General features: G+C 33.6%; 18 protein-coding genes. 13 read left to right on the top strand and 5 right to left on the bottom strand.

Annotation, left to right across the window (positions count from 1 at the left end; all coding sequences use genetic code 11):
• Window positions 1-45 precede the first annotated feature (45 nt).
• The 12 genes from trpC (at window position 46) to BM371_RS02490 (ending at window position 9,561) form a co-directional block, all read left to right on the top strand.
• Window positions 46-825 carry an indole-3-glycerol phosphate synthase TrpC gene (gene trpC / locus BM371_RS02545; protein WP_034675457.1) on the top strand — a complete coding sequence of 260 codons (780 nt, stop codon included), beginning with the start codon at window positions 46-48 and terminating at the stop codon, window positions 823-825.
• A 33-nt stretch (window positions 826-858) separates the two neighbouring features.
• The gene (locus BM371_RS02540) at window positions 859-1,557 is read left to right on the top strand and encodes a phosphoribosylanthranilate isomerase (protein WP_051882745.1); all 699 of its coding nucleotides are present in this window, start codon (window positions 859-861) and stop codon (window positions 1,555-1,557) included.
• Between the two features lie 42 nt (window positions 1,558-1,599).
• Window positions 1,600-2,052, top strand: coding sequence for an IS200/IS605 family transposase (tnpA, locus tag BM371_RS02535; RefSeq protein WP_034675456.1), 453 nt, complete (start codon window positions 1,600-1,602; stop codon window positions 2,050-2,052).
• Window positions 2,053-2,201: 149 nt separating this feature from the next.
• Window positions 2,202-3,395, top strand: a complete 1,194-nt coding sequence (trpB, locus tag BM371_RS02530; protein ID WP_034675455.1) for a tryptophan synthase subunit beta — start codon at window positions 2,202-2,204, stop codon at window positions 3,393-3,395.
• A 117-nt stretch (window positions 3,396-3,512) separates the two neighbouring features.
• Window positions 3,513-4,298: a tryptophan synthase subunit alpha gene (gene trpA, locus BM371_RS02525; RefSeq protein WP_051882743.1), complete on the top strand. Its 786-nt coding sequence runs from the start codon at window positions 3,513-3,515 to the stop codon at window positions 4,296-4,298.
• Window positions 4,299-4,330: 32 nt separating this feature from the next.
• On the top strand, window positions 4,331-5,062 hold the full coding sequence (gene lipB / locus BM371_RS02520) for a lipoyl(octanoyl) transferase LipB (RefSeq protein ID WP_034675451.1): 732 nt from the start codon (window positions 4,331-4,333) through the stop codon (window positions 5,060-5,062).
• A 158-nt stretch (window positions 5,063-5,220) separates the two neighbouring features.
• Window positions 5,221-5,949: a hypothetical protein gene (locus BM371_RS02515; RefSeq protein ID WP_034675447.1), complete on the top strand. Its 729-nt coding sequence runs from the start codon at window positions 5,221-5,223 to the stop codon at window positions 5,947-5,949.
• A gap of 55 nt (window positions 5,950-6,004) precedes the next feature.
• The gene (locus BM371_RS02510; RefSeq protein ID WP_034675433.1) at window positions 6,005-6,718 is read left to right on the top strand and encodes an ankyrin repeat domain-containing protein; all 714 of its coding nucleotides are present in this window, start codon (window positions 6,005-6,007) and stop codon (window positions 6,716-6,718) included.
• Window positions 6,719-6,990: 272 nt separating this feature from the next.
• The gene (locus BM371_RS02505; protein WP_034675431.1) at window positions 6,991-7,623 is read left to right on the top strand and encodes an NAD(P)H-dependent oxidoreductase; all 633 of its coding nucleotides are present in this window, start codon (window positions 6,991-6,993) and stop codon (window positions 7,621-7,623) included.
• Between the two features lie 184 nt (window positions 7,624-7,807).
• Window positions 7,808-8,242, top strand: a complete 435-nt coding sequence (locus BM371_RS02500; RefSeq protein ID WP_034675428.1) for a MarR family winged helix-turn-helix transcriptional regulator — start codon at window positions 7,808-7,810, stop codon at window positions 8,240-8,242.
• Window positions 8,243-8,665 (top strand): organic hydroperoxide resistance protein, encoded by a 423-nt coding sequence (locus tag BM371_RS02495; protein WP_034675426.1) that lies wholly within the window; start codon window positions 8,243-8,245, stop codon window positions 8,663-8,665.
• A gap of 263 nt (window positions 8,666-8,928) precedes the next feature.
• Entirely contained in the window at window positions 8,929-9,561 is a 633-nt protein-coding gene (locus BM371_RS02490; protein ID WP_034675424.1) for a hypothetical protein, read from the top strand.
• Window positions 9,562-9,837: 276 nt separating this feature from the next.
• Here the strand turns inward: BM371_RS02490 and gcvP are convergent, their stop codons facing one another.
• Window positions 9,838-12,696: an aminomethyl-transferring glycine dehydrogenase gene (gene gcvP / locus BM371_RS02485; RefSeq protein WP_034675422.1), complete on the bottom strand. Its 2,859-nt coding sequence runs from the start codon at window positions 12,694-12,696 to the stop codon at window positions 9,838-9,840.
• A 239-nt stretch (window positions 12,697-12,935) separates the two neighbouring features.
• Between gcvP and BM371_RS20475 the strand changes: the two genes are divergently transcribed.
• On the top strand, window positions 12,936-13,091 hold the full coding sequence (locus BM371_RS20475) for a hypothetical protein (RefSeq protein ID WP_165571775.1): 156 nt from the start codon (window positions 12,936-12,938) through the stop codon (window positions 13,089-13,091).
• Between the two features lie 116 nt (window positions 13,092-13,207).
• Here BM371_RS20475 and BM371_RS02480 read toward each other — a convergent pair whose 3' ends face one another.
• From BM371_RS02480 to BM371_RS02465, 4 genes are all read right to left on the bottom strand, one after another.
• Complete coding sequence (locus BM371_RS02480) at window positions 13,208-13,855, bottom strand: J domain-containing protein (RefSeq protein ID WP_034675420.1); 648 nt, start codon at window positions 13,853-13,855, stop codon at window positions 13,208-13,210.
• Window positions 13,856-14,325: 470 nt separating this feature from the next.
• A complete protein-coding gene (locus BM371_RS02475) occupies window positions 14,326-14,601 on the bottom strand; it encodes a hypothetical protein (protein ID WP_034677273.1) in 276 nt (91 codons plus the stop codon).
• A gap of 116 nt (window positions 14,602-14,717) precedes the next feature.
• The gene (locus BM371_RS02470) at window positions 14,718-15,053 is read right to left on the bottom strand and encodes a hypothetical protein (RefSeq protein ID WP_034675418.1); all 336 of its coding nucleotides are present in this window, start codon (window positions 15,051-15,053) and stop codon (window positions 14,718-14,720) included.
• Window positions 15,054-15,064: 11 nt separating this feature from the next.
• A complete protein-coding gene (locus BM371_RS02465; protein ID WP_228376727.1) occupies window positions 15,065-15,619 on the bottom strand; it encodes an RNA polymerase sigma factor in 555 nt (184 codons plus the stop codon).
• Window positions 15,620-15,725 lie beyond the last annotated feature (106 nt).

The raw sequence follows: 15,725 nt of genomic DNA, 5'->3' as shown, positions 1-15,725 counted from the left end.
ATTCTTAGCAATTCTATTAACTAACAACAAAAAACCATCAACTAAATGACAATTCTAGACAAAATCATAACAAGGAAAAAACAGGAAATTTCCTATTCAAAATCAAAAATTTCTTTACAACAATTAAAAGATTCAGAATTTCTCGGGAGAAAAACCTATTCCCTTAAAGAAAGTCTAACATCAAAATCCGGAATTATTGCTGAGTTTAAAAGGCAATCTCCGTCAAAAGGAATCATTAATGATACAATTTCTCCTTTAGAAGTTGTTTCAGCTTATGAACAATTTGGAGCGAGCGGAATTTCTATTTTGACGGATAAAGACTATTTTGGGGGAAATTTTGAAGACATTTTAAATGTAAGAAACCATATCAATATTCCGATTTTACGAAAAGATTTTATGATTGATGAATATCAGTTTTACGAAGCGAAAAGTCTTGGAGCTGATGTAATTTTACTCATTGCAGCTTGTCTTTCGCCTCAGCAAGTTCAGGAATTCACTCAGCTTTCACACGAATTAGGATTAGAAGTTTTATTGGAAATTCATACTGAAGAAGAGCTTAAACATTTCAATTCAGACATTGATTTGGTTGGAATTAATAATAGAAATTTAAAAGATTTCAAAGTTGATTTACAGCATTCTGTTAATTTGAAAAATCAGCTTCCAAAAGATATTTTATCGGTTGCCGAAAGCGGAATTTACAACATCGAAGATTTCAACTACTTAAAAGAAAAAGGGTTTGACGGATTTTTGATGGGCGAATATTTTATGAAACACGAAAATCCTGCTCAAAAGTTCAAAGAATTTATTTCGAGTGTAATAATCTAATAATCTAATAATCTATCAGTTTACGATTTAATTATGTCTAAAATCCATCAACCATCAACCAAAACCCATCAACCAAAAGTCAAAGTTTGCGGATTAACTCAGCTGAATCAGATTCGTGAGTTAGTGGCATTAAAAACTGACTTTTTAGGCTTTATCTTTTACGAAAAATCTCCGAGATATGTTTTGAATCACTTGAGTTCAGAGCAAATTTCAGAAATTCAACATGATGGAAAAGTCGGCGTCTTTGTCAATGAAACTGTAGAAAAGATTGTTGAAGTATGTGAAAAAGCAGATTTAAATTTTATCCAGCTTCATGGAGATGAAAATGAAAATTATATTTTAAGGTTAAGGCAAAGGTTAAGAAAAAAAATAGAAATTATTAAAGTAATCAGAATAGGAAATCAATCTTCAAACGAATTACAAAAATCGATCAACCAAAACCTCTCAACCATCAACTATTTCTTATTTGACACAGACAGCAAAGTATTCGGCGGAACCGGAAAAACCTTTGATTGGAACATTTTGAATGATCTCGAAATTTCAATCCCTTATTTTTTAAGTGGCGGAATTTCTTTGGAAAATATTCATCAACAATCAATAATTAACACAAAACCATTTGCGATTGATGTTAACTCAAAATTTGAAATAGAAGTTGGAATTAAAGATTTAGGAAAAATAAAAGAATTAATAAGTAATTTAAGAGTCCCAACGGGACGATTTTCTAAAGGATAGGATGCAAATCCTATCAACACAGATTATAAAAACACAAAGAAAATGTCACAATCATTGGTTAGAAATTATGTTCATATCATCTTCAGTACGAAACATCGTAATGATTTGATAGATGAAAGCATTGAAAAAGAACTTTTTGCCTATATATCCACAATATGCAAAAATCTTAATAGCCCCTCCATCAGAATTGGAGGAACAGATAATCACATTCATATTCTTTTGACTTTGTCACCAAAATATGCGTTGATGAAAGTGATTCAGGAAATAAAAGCTCATTCTTCAAGATGGATAAAAACCAAAGGAAGGAAATATGAAGATTTTTTCTGGCAAGATGGTTACGGTGCTTTTTCAGTGAGCCAAAAACATATTTTTACAACAATTAATTATATCATAAATCAAAGAGAGCATCATAAAGGTGAAAATTTTGAAACAGAGTTCATTAATATTCTGGATAAATACAAAACGGATTACGATGAGAAATATCTTTGGGACTAAATCAGAACCAGTCACGAAGTGACGTTTTTCTAAAGGATAGGATGATAATCCTATCAAAAATATAATAATTTAATATTAATAGGACTCACGTCCTATCCTTTAATAAATCGTCCCTTCGGGACTCTTTCTTAATTATAAAATACAACATCATGAATTATAAAAACCCCGACGAAAACGGATATTACGGCGAATTTGGAGGTGCATTTATTCCCGAAATGCTTTATCCGAATGTAGAGGAATTACAGAAAAATTATCTTGAAATTATTGAATCGGAAGATTTCCAAAATGAATATCAGGATTTATTGAAAAATTATGTAGGGCGGGCAACTCCACTCTATTTTTCTAAAAATTTAAGTCAGAAATATAATACGCAAGTTTACCTGAAAAGAGAAGACCTCAATCATACCGGAGCACACAAAATCAATAATGCTTTGGGACAGGTTTTATTGGCGAAACGTTTAGGAAAAAACAGAATCATAGCGGAAACCGGAGCCGGACAACACGGTGTCGCAACAGCAACAGCTTGTGCACTTCTGGGTTTGGAATGCATCGTTTACATGGGCGAAATCGATATCCAAAGACAGGCTCCGAATGTGGCAAGAATGAAAATGTTGGGAACAAAAGTAATGGCCGCAACTTCGGGTTCAAAAACTTTAAAAGATGCTGTTAATGAAGCTTTAAAAGACTGGATCAACAATCCTGTGACAACACATTATGTGATTGGAAGTGTGGTTGGGCCTCATCCGTTTCCTGATTTGGTGGCAAGATTTCAGAGTATAATTTCAAAAGAAATTAAAGAACAGCTTCTTGAACAAATCGGAAGAGAAAATCCTGATTACGTGATTGCCTGTGTTGGTGGTGGAAGTAATGCAGCAGGAACATTTTACCATTTTGTGAATGAAGAAAATGTAAAAATCATTGCAGCCGAAGCCGGAGGTTTGGGAATTGATTCAGGGAAATCTGCCGCAACAACCCTTCTCGGAACTTTAGGTGTTTTACATGGAAGCAAAAGTCTGGTCATGCAAACAAAAGCCGGACAGGTTATCGAACCCCACTCTATTTCCGCAGGTTTGGATTATCCCGGAATCGGACCATTTCACGCCAATTTATTTAAAGAAAAACGGGCTGAATTTTTCAGTATTAATGATGAGGAAGCGTTACGATCAGCATTTGATTTAACAAAATTAGAGGGAATAATTCCTGCATTGGAAAGCGCTCATGCATTGGCAGTTTTAGATAAAAAGAAATTCAATGAAAATGATATTGTTGTAATTTGTTTAAGCGGTCGTGGCGATAAGGATATGGAAACGTATTTGAAAAGGCTGGATGATGGAAGTTTGTAGATGGATGTTTAATCTCGTCATAAAATCAAAAACCTCATCAAAGTCCCAACGGGACGACATTCTAAAGGATAGGATAAAATCCTATCAAACAAAATTAATTATGTAAAAAGTTAAAAAATGAAATTTACACACCAAGATAACACCCATCTTCCAGCATCCAACATCCAGCCCAAACTCCTCAACATCTACTTCACCGCAGGAATTCCACAGTTAGAACACACTACAGAAATCATCAACCTCATCCAAGATTCGGGAGCAAATATGATGGAAATCGGAATGCCCTATTCCGATCCGGTTGCCGATGGACCAGTGATTTCTCAAGCTCACGAACTGGCTTTAAAAAACGGAATGACCATCGAAAAACTTTTCTCTCAGTTAAAATCAATTAAAAATGAAATCAGAATTCCGATTATTTTAATGGGTTATATCAATCCGGTTTTAAGTTTCGGATTTGAAAACTTCTGTAGAGAATGTTCGGAAAGTGGAGTTTCAGGATTAATAATTCCTGATTTACCGCCGATTGAATTTGAGAAAAATTATCAGAAGATTTTAAAAAAGTATAATCTTAATTTCACATTTCTTGTCACTCCAGAGACTTCTGATGACAGAATCTTATATCTCGATTCTTTAAGTTCAGGATTTTTGTATGCTGTAAGTTCTTCCTCTACAACAGGAAATAACAATGTAGTTTTAAAAAATGAAGATTATCTTTCAAGATTAGCATCTCTCCCTTTAAAAAATCCGGTAATGATTGGTTTTGGAATTAAATCAAAAGAAGATTTCGAAAATGTAACCGAAAAAGCAGACGGCGGAATCATCGGAACCGCTTTTGTAAACATCCTTCTGCAAAATAGAGATTGGAAGACCAAAGCCATAGATTTCATCCATTCCATAAAAGGGTAAAAATCACTAAATTTGTTGTTTCAAAGTAAAAAATGAATACACATCAGAATAAAGTCGTAGAATTTGAAGATTTAGGCATTAAAGAATATCAGCCCGCTTGGGATTATCAGGAAAAGCTGATGAAAGATATTATTGATACCAAAATTAAAAACAGAGATTTACCTGCCGGACAGCATATTACAACACCTAATCATTTTCTTTTAGTAGAGCATCCTCACGTTTATACATTGGGAAAAAGCGGTCACGAAGAAAATATGCTTGCCGGAATTGATAAATTAAAAGAAATTGACGCAACTTTCGTAAAAGTAAACCGCGGTGGAGATATTACCTATCACGGTTACGGACAAATTGTGGGTTATCCCGTTTTAGATTTAGAAAATTTCTTCACAGACATTCACAAATACATGAGAAAGCTGGAAGAAGTCATCATCAGAACGATTGCAGAATATGGTTTAAAAGGTGAACGTTCAGAAGGAGAAACAGGAGTCTGGCTGGATGTTGGAAAACCTTACGCAAGAAAAATTTGTGCAATGGGCGTAAAAGCTTCCCGTTGGGTAACTTTGCACGGTTTTGCGTTAAATATCAATACCGATATGCGCTATTTTGAATACATTATTCCTTGCGGTATCAAAGACAAGCAGGTAACTTCCCTGAAAAGAGAGCTGGAAAGAGAACTTACTCCCGAAGAAATGGAAGACATCAAAGCAAAAATCAGAAAGCATTTTGTAGATGTTTTTGAAGCGGAATTGGTTGTGAAAGCGTAATATAATTTATTTTAATAATATGAAATCTGTTTCTTTTGAAGCAGATTTTTCATTTTTGTATGAATTAAATTGTTTTCTTATTAATAATTATTTATTTTTAAAAAATAGAATCCGTCTTAATAAATCTACTATCTAAACCAAATATTTTTAAAAGAATAATGAAAGCTCTATTTATCATTTTTTCGATCATTTTATTTAATTTTTCTCAGGCACAAAACAAACAACTACAAGAAAAAATAAGAACTAAACAGCTGAAAGTTCAGAATCAGGAAAATGCTTTAGACCTTAAAAGAGTAACCGAGGAATTAAAGGAAGAAAAAAAAGAAATGGGACCATTTACCTATGGAATTTTTGCCTATCCCGATTATGACAGCATCAGTAAAAATTCTTTTGCAGGTTTAGGCACACTCACAAACATAAAAGGTGCAGATCTTAAAGGAAAAAATATTGCCTATGCCGGCTTTTCTGAAGGAAAAAGTAATCTGAACACATATCGAGTGAGTGAAAATGACAGAATTTTCTTTACTATTTTGGTATTGACCGATTTTGTGGGTGATAAAGAGAATCCTAAAATGAGAACGCAGGTTGTTTCAAGAAATTTTCCTGATGCGATTTGCCAAGGTTTTGTAAAAACTTCAAACAATAAAATTGATTTTTCTGCTTTTTCCACCCTTGAAAATGATGAGTTTGCCATTGTCAACATGAAGTTATATAATTTGAAGTATGGAAATGTTATTTTAATTGCACCTCAAAAAGATGGAAGTTTACGAAGTATTCAAATTAAATCTGAAAAAAATTTAACTTCCACTACTTTAAAAAACTTTGTTGATGAATTATTGAACAGAGAAAACATTATTGAATTTTTTACTAATAAGAATACGATTTAGAAATATATTTGTTTGGATCTATTATTTATATTTGACTTAAAAAATAACTAATCCTATGAAAACAAAAAGTTTCTTTGTAGCACTTGCATTAATTGCCTTCACTTCAGCTCATTCTCAAAAAATATTTAAGGCAATTGCTGATGAAGATATCGAAAAAGTGAGTAAGCTTTTGGAAAAAGAAGATGTAAATCAATTATCAAAAGAATATCAGATAACGCCTCTTTACGCAGCTGCAGGAAAAGGAAATGAAAAACTTGTCGAATTGTTGATCGCAAAAGGTGCCGATCCCAACAAACCTTTAAAAACGACTGCAAACCCTCTGAATATTGCTTCTCAGGAAGGGTATACAAAAATCGTCGAAATACTTCTTAAGAATAATGCCAATCCTAATTATAAAGACGTAAACGGTTGGACAGCCTTAAGATTTGCTGCACGAAACAATAAATTGGAGATTATAAAACTTTTGGTCGAAAATAAAGCAGAAGTTGATGTACAAGCCAGTGATAAAGCAACCCCTTTTGCTTCATCGATCGGGAAAGGCTTTACTGAAATTGCAGAATATCTTATAAAAAACGGAGCCAACATCAACAATATTGATAAAGATAACGATACTCCTTTGATGTACTGTGTTCAAAAAGGAGATTTAGCAACAGTAAAATTCCTTCTTCAGTACAAACCTGATTTAACCATAAAAAACAATAGCGGTAAAACGGCTTTAGATATTGCAAAGGAGAAAAACTATACCGAAATTGTGAAACTATTGCAGTAATTTCTACATCGAATCAATTATTAACGTTAAAATCTTATTAACGTTAAAATCTATAGCTAAAATATTATATTGTTGACATAATTTACTAAACAATCAGATAAAAAGAAACATGTGAAAAACTGTATCTCTCCGATACAGTTTTTTAATTGGTATAATTTTCATTGAAAAATTAATAGATTTTATCAACAATCATATTTCATAAAATTAAATTGCACGCAATTTAATTTGGCAATATATTTGCAACGTACAATTCAAAATAAAAATTTATCAAAATGTCATTAATAGAAAACTTAAACTGGAGACACGCAGTAAAAGCTTATGATTCAACAAAAAAAGTAACTGAAGAAGATTTAAATAAAATTTTAGAAGCAGCAAGACTGGCTCCGACTTCATCAGGATTACAGCCGTTTAGAATTATTGTGGTTGAAAATCAGGAATTAAAAGAAAAGATGGTAAAAGGAGCACTCAACCCCGAAGTAATGAGAGATTCTTCTCACGTTTTGGTTTTTGCAGCCTGGGATAGCTATTCCGATGAAAAAATTGACAAAGTTTATGATTATCATACCGATGTAAGAGACTTACCAAGAGGACGTTTCAGCAGCTATACCGATAAAATCAAACAATTATACGGTGCTCAGACTCCCGAAGAACATTTCGCACATACAGCAAGACAGACTTATATCGCCTTAGGATTGGCAATGGCACAAGCAGCCGAACTGAAAATCGATTCTACTCCTGCAGAAGGGTTTAGCAATGAAGTTGTTGATGAAATTCTTAATCTTAAAGAATTAGGTTTAAAAAGCGTAAGTTTATTATATCTAGGCTACAGAGACCTAGAAAACGATTATCTTTCTCACATGAAGAAAGTGAGAATTCCGATGGAAGAATTTATTATTAAAAAGTAATATTTTTATCAGGGCAGCAATTTCCCCCTCCCACTCTCGCTTTTTTGCCTCCGCTTGCTCCGGTAAAAAGAGCTCTGTTCAAACCTAACGAAGTGGTTCGATGATTTAATAAAAAAATAAAATATCATCATCAAGTCGGGCTGCAAAGTATCAATAAAATAATATTTCACCCAAACATTCACTTATGGACAATCTTACCACTCCAAAACTGGAAAATCAAATATGTTTTCCGTTGTATGTCATTGCAAAAGAAATTACTGGTTTGTATCGACCATTTCTTGATGAGCTGGAAATTACTTATCCGCAGTATCTTGTGATGATGATTTTGTGGGAGAATGACGGTCTTTCGGTGAATTGTATCGGCGAAAAGCTTTATTTAGACAGCGGCACTTTGACTCCGCTTTTGAAAAGACTGGAAGCTAAAGGATTTATCCAGCGAAAAAGAAAAAAAGAAGACGAGAGAGTGGTGGAAGTGTTTATTACAGAATCCGGAAAAGCGCTTCAGAAAAAGGCTTGTGAAATTCCACAAAAAATACACAACAAAATAGATATTTCTAAAGAAGACTGGATCGCTCTGAAAGAAAGCATCCAAAAAATATTAAGCAAAATAGAAAAATAAATGAAAACCTTATACACAACAGAAGTTACCGCACAAGGAGGAAGAAACGGTCATGTAAAAAGTGACAATGGAATTCTTGATTTAGAAGTCAGAATGCCCAAAGCTTTAGGCGGTTCAAATGATGATTTCACCAACCCTGAAATGCTTTTCGCAGCAGGATATGCAGCTTGTTTCGATAGCGCACTTAACCTCATCATCAGTAAATCTAAAATTGAAACCGGAGAAACGACTGTAAATGCAAAAGTAAGCATCGGACAAATTGAAAACGGAGGTTTCGGATTGTCAGCCGAACTAGAAGTCAATATTCCCGGAATTTCTTTGGAAGAAGCACAATCTTTAACAGAAAAAGCTCATGAAATCTGTCCGTATTCTAATGCGACCAGAAATAATATGGAGGTGAAACTGAACGTTACAAGCAATTAAAAATATTTTTTTAGTCTTGTTATATGAAATCTGCTTTCTTTGGAAAGTGGATTTTTTTAATCTATTTGTTTTTACTAACCAATCTATCCATATCATTAAATATGGAATCATTATAGAATCATTGTAATTTATATTAAAATTTGATCAGCTTAAAAATTTTTAATAAATCAATTTTTGAAGATTTTTGCTACATTTGGTTATAGTTTGGATTGGCGCAATGAGTCAATCTGAAAGTTATCTGCAATTTTTTAAAGACTGCATCCATGAAAAATATTTGCAAGTTAATTTTAGTGTTTATTTTACCAATTTTATTTGGATGTAAAGACGAAAAAAAAATACAAAGAAAAGAATTTCTAAAAACTGCAAAAATTTATTTTAGCGAAGAGTTAAAAAAGAATGTAGATTATAAATCCTTAGACTCTTTGAGAATATTAAGAATTGACACATTGTCTGATAAAGATGAATTATATGTATATATATGTCAATTATATAGATATAAAAACCATTTATTATCACAATCAAAATCGCCGAAAGATTTGTACGAATTAAAATATGGAACTGATGATTTTGGTTCGCAAATGTATGAAGACTACGTAAATAAGTTAGAATATAAGTCTGTAAAAGAAAAAGAAGCAAAATTTATTGTTCTGAGGGATTCTATTGACATTATTAAAAAACAAATAAAACATTATGAACAATTATTAGTCAAAAAAGACAGTTTAAATTTATGTATGTATGAAGTTGAATATTTTTATCAAATAACAAATAAAAATATGATTACTGAAAAGGGTGTGATAGATTTAATATTTACAAAGGATATGAAAATATATGAAAATAAATATCAGGTTATGACCGAGTACAAAAATCTTGAAAAAAAATTTCCATTTATTAAATAGAAAAACTGCAGATAACATTGTATTGGCAAAATGCGGAATTTAAGTGTTAATTGAACTACTTTACTTTTATTTCCGCCAATATTTTTCAATTCCACGTTTTTGATTAGTTTAGTTCCATTGAAAAAATATTGGCTGCGATTGGTCTAAAATTGAACTAAAGTTCCTTTTTTTCCGCATTTCGCCAATACTTTTTTTCCGTTAAATAAATCTTCTAGGACAGGACAAAAAATCCCTCTCAAAACTGAAAGGGATTAATTATTATATCTTAAAAATCAATTACATATAAGCTTCAATTGGCTCACAAGTACAAACTAAGTTTCTGTCTCCATAAGCTTCGTCAACTCTAGATACAGACGCAAAGAATTTGTGGTCTCTTACCCAATCCAAAGGATAGGCTGCTTTTTCTCTGCTGTAAGGTTTGTCCCAAGAATCAGAAATAACGATCTGCTCAGTGTGAGGAGCATTTTTCAATACGTTGTTTGTCTGGTCTGCTTCTCCGTTTGCAATCTCATCGATTTCATGTTTAATTGCAATTAAGGCTTCTGCAAAACGATCGATTTCTGCTTTGCTTTCAGACTCAGTTGGCTCAATCATTAATGTACCTGCAACCGGGAAAGAAACTGTAGGAGCGTGGAAACCATAATCCATCAATCTCTTCGCAACATCAGCAACCTCAATTCCTAAAGATTTAAATTGTCTGAAATCAACGATACATTCGTGCGCTACTTTTCCGTTTTCGTTTGAATATAAAATTGGGAAATGCTCTGCTAAAATTTCTTTTAAATAGTTTGCATTTAGAATCGCATGTTCAGTTGCTTTTTTCAAGCCTGCAGTTCCAAGCATTTTGATGTAAGCGTAAGAAATATTTAGAATTAAACCAGAACCGTAAGGTGCAGCAGAAATTCCTTCGATTGCTTCTTTAGAACCTACATTAATGTTTGCATTCGTCGGCAAGAAAGGAACCAAGTGTTTAGCCACACAGATCGGGCCAACTCCTGGACCACCACCACCGTGAGGAATTGCAAAAGTTTTGTGAAGATTCAGGTGACAAACGTCTGCTCCGATGTTTCCAGGACTTGTATATCCTACCTGTGCGTTCATATTTGCTCCGTCCATATAAACTTGTCCGCCATGCTCATGAATTAAAGCTGTAATCTCTTTAATATTGGCATCGAAGAATCCGTATGTTGAAGGATACGTGATCATTACACAAGAAAGATTTTCAGAATGCTGTTCTGTTTTAGCTTTTAAGTCTTCGAAATCAATTTCTCCGTTCTCTAAGTTTTTAACAACAACAATCTTCATTCCTGCCATTGCTGCAGAAGCCGGGTTTGTTCCGTGTGCAGACTGCGGAATCAATACTACATTTCTGTGTCCTTCACCTCTTGAGATATGATATTCTCTGATCACCATCAGACCTGCATATTCTCCCTGAGCTCCTGAATTTGGCTGAAGAGAAGTTCCTGCAAACCCTGTGATTTCTGCTAAATCTTTTTCAAGCTCGTGAATCATTTGCTGATAACCTCCTGCCTGATTTACCGGTACAAAAGGATGAACACTTCCCCACTCAGCCCAAGATAATGGCAACATTTGGGTAGCTGCATTCAGCTTCATAGTACAAGATCCTAAAGAAATCATTGAATGTGTTAATGATAAATCTTTTCTTTCAAGACGCTTGATATAACGCATCAATTCGGTCTCAGTATGGTATTTGTTGAATACTTCTTCCGTAAGAATTTCATCTTTTCTAAGATTTTCTTCAGGAATACTGTATCCTTCTTTAATTTCTAATTTGAAAGTCTGCTTGTCTTTAAACTGAGCAAAAGAAGCCATCAGAACATTCAGTTTTTCCAATGTTGTACTTTCATTGATGGCAATGCTTACAACACCTTCAGTGAAGTAATTCAGATTCAGTTTATGATCAAGCATCATTCTTGTTAGTTTCGCTTTTTCATCTTCGCTCATCAGGATTTTTACTGTATCGAAGATTGGCTCTTCAACGGTCTGATAACCTAAAGCTTTCAATCCGCCTTTCAGAGCATTGGCTTTAAAGTGAATCTGATCTGCAATATAGTTTAATCCTTTCGGACCGTGATAAACAGCGTACATTCCTGCCATTACCGCCAAAAGAACCTGTGCTGTACAGATGTTTGAGGTTGCTTTTTCTCTCTTAATATGCTGCTCTCTTGTCTGCAAAGCCATTCTCAATGCACGTTTTCCGTACATATCCTGAGAAACCCCGATAATTCTTCCCGGAATATCTCTCTTATAATCTTCTTTACAAGAGAAAAATGCTGCGTGAGGACCTCCGTAACCCAATGGAATACCGAATCTCTGAGAAGTTCCAACAGCACAGTCTGCACCCATTGAAGCTGGAGATTTAAGTTTAACCAAAGCCATAGGATCACAAGCTACAACAACCTGAAGATCTAATTTTTTGTACTCAACGATATCTTCTGTATAATCTAAAACGATTCCGTTTTTACCCGGGTATTGTAGTAAAACTCCGTAATAAGAGTTATCAAACTGATGTGTTTTATGATCGCCAATTACGATTTCAATTTCTAAACCTTCAGCTTTTGTTTTTAATACTGAAATGGTTTGTGGTAAAACCAAGTCAGAAATAAAGAATTTGTTTGCCCCACCTTTCTTCTGATCTTTCGTTCTGTTGTTGAAGAACATGTGCATTGCTTCTGCAGCTGCTGTAGATTCATCCAGCAAAGATGCGTTTGCCAAAGCAAAACCAGTTAAATCACAAACTACTGTCTGATAATTTAACAAAGCTTCTAATCTTCCCTGTGCAATTTCAGCCTGATAGGGCGTATAAGCAGTGTACCAGCTAGGATTTTCAAAGATATTTCTCTGAATTGCCGATGGTAACAAGGTGTTGTGATATCCGAAACCGATATAACTTGTGTAATCCGTATTTTTAGCTGCCAATTCTTGTGAATGGATCAGCATTTGATACTCAGAAAGTGCCTCTGAAATGTTCAAATCATTTTCTAAACGGATGGATGATGGGATGGTTTGAGAAATTAACTCTTCGATATTTGAAACGCCAACTTTTTCCAGCATCGCCTGTTTATCAGCTTCATTTAAGGAAATGTGACGGCTCACAAACTGTTCTGTATTCATTTTTATTTATTAGATTTTGTTTGTAAAAAAAGATTCGTAAAATTACGATTTTTTACGTGATTGTACAACCTATATTAAGGTGATGTTAAATCATTTAGACCTATCGTTTTGGATAAACATTTTTAATCAAAACCAAAGAAATTTATATCATAATCCTTTACAAAACCGCTTGAAATCAACGTTTAAAGCAAATGAAAAATTATTTAATTATATTTATTCTAAATTAATATATTTGCAGTATGAATACAATTATTCCGTTCAAGGTACCTGCGCTTACTCCCGCTTATAATTTTAGCTATGAAGAAGTTTCATGTGGTGATAAAAAGTCTTGCTGTAAGAAATTTAAAAAAGGTAAAAGATGTAAGAAATGCCCGGGAAGAAAGAAGATGGCTTAAAGCTGGGTGCTGGATGATAGATGCTTAAAGTTTGCAATTCGGAAACTCCGAGTTCTGAATTTTAAATATTAATTTCGAACCTTGAATCTAAGATCTTGAATTTCGAATATTGAACGCTACGTAAAGTTGCTGATTAAAAAATACAGCGCCAAAGCTAAAATCAACAGTGCAAAAAATATTCTGAAAATTTTCGGATGCCCTTTAGGATTTGTAACGGTATTTGGCTGTGATCTGAATAGTTCTTCTGCCCTGTCTCTGAATTTTTCGCCATCAGATTCGAAGACCTCAGTAATTGTAATTCCCTGAACGACTGTTTTATGCAAAAGCGAATTGGTTGCATGAAGCAAAATCTGAAATTTCCCGTCTTTGAATTCTGTAATTTTAAAAATCCTTTCTCCATACGCTTTTTCAAGTCCGAAAGGTAAAACTTTTACTACATCCGCGTTGCTGGTCTGCCAATTGACAATAATCTCCTCTCCCTTTTTTGCATGAATCTTATTTGCCGTAAAAGTCTTTATCGACGGCGGAACATTATATCTGAAACTTTTCTGGTGATTTTCTAAATTCTGATCATATGTTTTTCTTCGGGTTCGGTCGCTCAATGTTTCATACGCTTCCTGAATTTCCCTGAAACGGTCAGCAAAAAAATCGTCGTTTTCGTTTTTATCAGGATGATATTTTAATGAAAGCTTTCTGTAAGATTTTTTGATGTCTTCTTCTGAAGCATCGTGAGAAATCCCGAGAAAATAGTAGTAGTCTTTCATTTAGGCTAACAAAAATAAGGAATTTGTCATTGCGAACAAAGTGAAGTAATCTGTTTTTAACGCAATGTTCGCTTAGGTTTTTTCTTAAAATGATTGAGAATATTTTTCGATCGCAAAGGCGTTTGACTACGTCGAATCTTCGATTTCACTCAGCAAAGACATGGATTCTTAGCTACGAATGCACAAATGTAATTGTTTTGCTTTTTATTTAAGTATAATTTCAGTGTTTAAAAATTTTGTGAAAATTTGTTTTCAACTAAAAGTAAAAAATCAACAGTCTCTTTATCATTCCGGAGGAATCTATAGTGTATTATTTTCAGCATGTTGAGATTCCTGCGGAATGACAAATAAACCGTTAAAAACTATTGTAGCACAATAATTTACGAGTGTAGAAATTCGTGTATTCGTGGCAAAAAAATTCCGACACATTTTTGCGCCGGAATTTAACAATTTCAATTTAGTTTAATATTTTATGCTTCCGCAAATTTTTCTTCTTTTCTGTCGAAGTTTTTGTGACAGCATTTTGAAGCAAATTCTTTCTTGAACTTTCCTTTCAATTCCTGATATTGCTCTTCATCCATTTCTCTGATTTTATCAGCCAAGCCGAATGGAGATCTTTCTTTAATTCCGTATTCTTCAAAAATACCTTTTACGAATCTTTTTCTTTCAATTACTTTTTTGGCTATTACGGCAACTCCTGCAACAGCAACAGCTCCTAAAATACCTTTTAATACTGAATTTTTCATTTTCTTAATTTTAAATTTTACTACTAACATTTTGCCTCTCTTAGGCTTTCTTATATAGACGAATCCGTTTTAATTTTTACTTTACTACTTCCAAAAATTTTAAACGATTCGATGGTTTATTTGTTTCTGTTGAAAAACCCGCTTTCGCAACGGCTTCTCCATACTTCTTTGAATTTTTCACGTTCTTCCGGTGACAATTCGCGCATTCTTTCACGCATCTTTTTTTCTTTCAGCTCACGCATTCCCTGTCCGAACTTCCCGTGAAAACCTCCAAAAAGAATTTTGCTTAAAACAAGGATTCCCATTGCCTGCCAAAACGTAATCGATTTCACACCTAAAATTTCAGGCAAAAGGCAGTTCCAAAGCAACATCACGATATAAGATACTGCAAGGAAAATCAGTGGTGGACAAACTAAAAAAAATATCCAACCTTTTTTATATTTATTATTCATTTCTATTATTTCTAATTATTTAAATCTTCGTATAACTTTCTCAATCTGTTTCTCAAATGCTTTACTGCATAATTTTTTCGACTGATGATGGTTTTGATATTCTCTCCCTGTTCATCGGCGATTTGCTGTAAAGTTTTATCGTTTAGTTCATTTTCTGTATAAACTAATCTCTGCTTTTCGGGGAGTTCTTCCAATGCTTCAAAAAGTTTTTTCCAGATCTCGTCCTGAAACATTTTCACTTCGGGACCTGCACTTTCATCCATCAACAAAATATCTTTTATAGAAAACTCGCCATCCTCATCTTCATATACAAAATCTTCAAGGTTTTCTGTCTTTTTCTTTCGGTATTTATCGGTGATTTTGTTGGCGGTAACTCTGTACAACCAACCCCCGACATTCACAATTTCTGAGAGATTGGTAAGACTGCTGAACTGATACCAGACTTCCTGCAGAATATCTTCTGCATCTTCGGTATTCTTCACTTTGGGACGAATGAAAGACATCAGTTTTCCACCGTAGTTTGATACGGTCTGAGAAATAATGTTTTCCTTTTCCTTCTGTGGCATTGGTACTTTTTCGACAATCTCCATATTGATATGACGACTGTGCTTTTTGTTTTACTTTAATAAATTTAAAATATTTTTTTGAAATTTCGATTTTTCTTTTGTTTAT

The sequence above is a fragment of the Chryseobacterium formosense genome, from assembly GCF_900116415.1.
GTDB lineage: Bacteria > Bacteroidota > Bacteroidia > Flavobacteriales > Weeksellaceae > Chryseobacterium > Chryseobacterium formosense.
Note: the sequence above shows the minus strand (reverse complement) of the source record. Positions and strands in the feature narration are given on the sequence as shown.

Bases quoted from the DNA above. Each gene is read 5' to 3' on its own strand.
- BM371_RS02490 (WP_034675424.1), top strand. From the start codon at position 8,929: ATGAAAAATATTTGCAAGTTAATTTTAGTGTTTATTTTACCAATTTTA.
- BM371_RS02480 (WP_034675420.1), bottom strand. From the start codon at position 13,855: ATGAAAGACTACTACTATTTTCTCGGGATTTCTCACGATGCTTCAGAA.
- BM371_RS02470 (WP_034675418.1), bottom strand. From the start codon at position 15,053: ATGAATAATAAATATAAAAAAGGTTGGATATTTTTTTTAGTTTGTCCA.
- BM371_RS02510 (WP_034675433.1), top strand. From the start codon at position 6,005: ATGAAAACAAAAAGTTTCTTTGTAGCACTTGCATTAATTGCCTTCACT.
- BM371_RS02465 (WP_228376727.1), bottom strand. From the start codon at position 15,619: ATGCCACAGAAGGAAAAGGAAAACATTATTTCTCAGACCGTATCAAAC.
- tnpA (WP_034675456.1), top strand. From the start codon at position 1,600: ATGTCACAATCATTGGTTAGAAATTATGTTCATATCATCTTCAGTACG.
- BM371_RS20475 (WP_165571775.1), top strand. From the start codon at position 12,936: ATGAATACAATTATTCCGTTCAAGGTACCTGCGCTTACTCCCGCTTAT.
- BM371_RS02540 (WP_051882745.1), top strand. From the start codon at position 859: ATGTCTAAAATCCATCAACCATCAACCAAAACCCATCAACCAAAAGTC.
- BM371_RS02500 (WP_034675428.1), top strand. From the start codon at position 7,808: ATGGACAATCTTACCACTCCAAAACTGGAAAATCAAATATGTTTTCCG.
- BM371_RS02505 (WP_034675431.1), top strand. From the start codon at position 6,991: ATGTCATTAATAGAAAACTTAAACTGGAGACACGCAGTAAAAGCTTAT.
- BM371_RS02475 (WP_034677273.1), bottom strand. From the start codon at position 14,601: ATGAAAAATTCAGTATTAAAAGGTATTTTAGGAGCTGTTGCTGTTGCA.
- trpC (WP_034675457.1), top strand. From the start codon at position 46: ATGACAATTCTAGACAAAATCATAACAAGGAAAAAACAGGAAATTTCC.
- BM371_RS02495 (WP_034675426.1), top strand. From the start codon at position 8,243: ATGAAAACCTTATACACAACAGAAGTTACCGCACAAGGAGGAAGAAAC.
- trpA (WP_051882743.1), top strand. From the start codon at position 3,513: ATGAAATTTACACACCAAGATAACACCCATCTTCCAGCATCCAACATC.
- gcvP (WP_034675422.1), bottom strand. From the start codon at position 12,696: ATGAATACAGAACAGTTTGTGAGCCGTCACATTTCCTTAAATGAAGCT.
- lipB (WP_034675451.1), top strand. From the start codon at position 4,331: ATGAATACACATCAGAATAAAGTCGTAGAATTTGAAGATTTAGGCATT.
- trpB (WP_034675455.1), top strand. From the start codon at position 2,202: ATGAATTATAAAAACCCCGACGAAAACGGATATTACGGCGAATTTGGA.
- BM371_RS02515 (WP_034675447.1), top strand. From the start codon at position 5,221: ATGAAAGCTCTATTTATCATTTTTTCGATCATTTTATTTAATTTTTCT.